The organism is Kitasatospora sp. MBT63 (assembly GCF_000710465.2).
In the GTDB taxonomy this organism is placed as follows: domain Bacteria; phylum Actinomycetota; class Actinomycetes; order Streptomycetales; family Streptomycetaceae; genus Kitasatospora.
Genome location: NZ_JAIZ01000308.1, coordinates 1 through 2,041 on the forward strand (window position 1 = coordinate 1; position 2,041 = coordinate 2,041).

The 2,041-nt window shown below is 77.7% G+C and carries 2 pseudogenes; both read left to right on the plus strand.

The features are described 5' to 3' along the window. A pseudogene (locus AA75_RS49485) lies at positions 1-1,639 on the plus strand (family 2 glycosyl transferase); the annotation flags it as partial. Positions 1,640-1,645: 6 nt separating this feature from the next. Further along, positions 1,646-2,041, plus strand: a pseudogene (locus AA75_RS19090) (hypothetical protein); the annotation flags it as partial.

The window sequence follows — 2,041 nt, forward strand, 5'->3', positions numbered from 1 at the left end:
GCTGTTCGCCGTCGCGGTCGCCGGTACGGCCGTCACCCCGGCCTCCGGCGGGCCCGCCACGGCCGCCTGGGCCGGCCCCGCCACCCTGCTGGCCGGCGTCGCGCTGCTGGCCGCCGCCGCGATCGGCGCCGACGGGGCCAACGCCCGGGTCTCCGGCATCGCCTTCGGCTGGCGTCAGCCGGTGGCGGCCGTGGTGGTCGCGGGCGCCGTGCTGGCACCGTTCGGCACCGCCGCCTGGTGGGCGCTGAGCGGCGCCGACGGCCCGCTCCAGCGCAGCGCCGAGTCGCAGGTCCCGGCCTTCATCGCGGAGGAGGCGAGCACCAGCGACCGGGCCCGCACCCTGGTGCTGACCGGCCCGGCCGACGCGGGCAGCATCTCGTACGCCCTGGTCCGCGGCGCCGGTCTGACCCTCGGCCAGGCCGAGGGCACAGTGGACGCCGCCGCCGACGGCTCGCTGTCCAAGCTCACCGGCCAGTTGCTGGCCGGCTCCGGCGGCGACCAGGCCGCCGCACTGGCCGGCTACGGCGTCGAGTACATCGAGGTCAAGGACCCGATGATCGGCAAGGTCCGGGACGTACTGGACACCACCCCCGGCCTGACCCGGCTCAACGAGGGCAACGGCGTCGCGCTCTGGCAGGTCACCGGCGCGGTCGGGGCCCGGGCCGTGGTGACTGACCCGAAGGGCGCGTCGGTTGCGCTGCCCGCCGGCGTCCACGACATCTGGACCCAGCTGCCGCCCGGCCCGGCCGGCCGCCAGCTGCGCCTCGCCGAGCAGGCCGACCCGGCGTGGCAGGCCACCCTGGACGGCAAGGAGCTGGAGCGGGTCACGCTGGACGGCTGGGCGCAGGGCTTCAAGCTGCCCGCCGAGGGCGGCCGGCTGGACGTCACCCGCGAGACCGGCCTGATGCACGGCGGCTGGATCGCCCTGCAGCTGCTGCTCGGCCTCACCGTGCTGGTCCTGGCCCTGCCGGGCCGGCGCAACCACAACGACGACGACCTGCCGGAGGAGGTGGCCGCCGCGCAGGCGCTGGCCGCCGCCGTCCAGGCGCAGGCCCCCGCGCCCGGCAGCCGCCGGGCCCGCCGGATGGCGGAGCGCGGCGAGGGCGACGGCGAGCCGGACACCGGGGTGTACGCCCCCGGCATCCCGGCCCAGGCCGGCGGCGAGCCGGAGCCGGTGCAGGAGTTCACGCCCGAGCCCGAGCAGTACGCGGACCCGTACCAGGCCGACCCCTACCAGGCCGACCCCTACCAGGCGGACCAGTACCAGGCCGAGCCCTACCAGCACGGCGCCCACCGGGGCGGCGAGCAGTACGGCACGGACCCGTACGCCGAGCCGTACCAGGGCGCCGACCCGTACGGCGGGCAGGGCTACCCGGCCCAGCAGCCGGCCGGCTCCCCGTACGCGCAGGGCGGCGGCGACCCGTACGGCCAGGGCCAGGGCCAGGGCCAGGGCCAGGGCCAGTACCCGGACCAGTACCCGGACCAGTACGGCCAGTACGGCAGCGACCAGTACACCGGGTACCCGGAGCAGCAGCCCGGGCAGCAGTACCCGCCCGGATACCCGCCGCAGGCGTACCCGGACGGCACCGACCCCTACGGCAACGGCGGTCACCCGCACCACCACGGATCGGGGAGCTGACCCGCGATGAAGAAGCCCAGCCTCAAGGCGCCCAAGCTGAAGGCGCCGTCGATCTCCAGGCCCGAATTCGCCGTCGGCGCGCTCGGCGGGGGCAGCCGCACCGGCCGCTCGCTGCTGGCCGGCGCCGCCGTCCTCGGCGTGGTTTTCGGCATCGCCGAGCTGCGGCCGCCGGTCACCCCGGCGGCGGTCGGCCCGGCCGGCGGTGCCACCACGGCCCAGGTGGAGCGGACCTCGGTGATCTGCCCGCAGCCGCTGCAGGGGGTCACCGGGAACACCGCGTACACGCTGTTCACCCCGCCCGGGGCCGCCGCCACCGGGGGGAGCGCGGCGCTCAACGACGTCGCCCCGCCGGCCGCGGCGCCCGCCCCCGCGCCGGCCCCCTCGGACGGGTCCTCCGCGGCG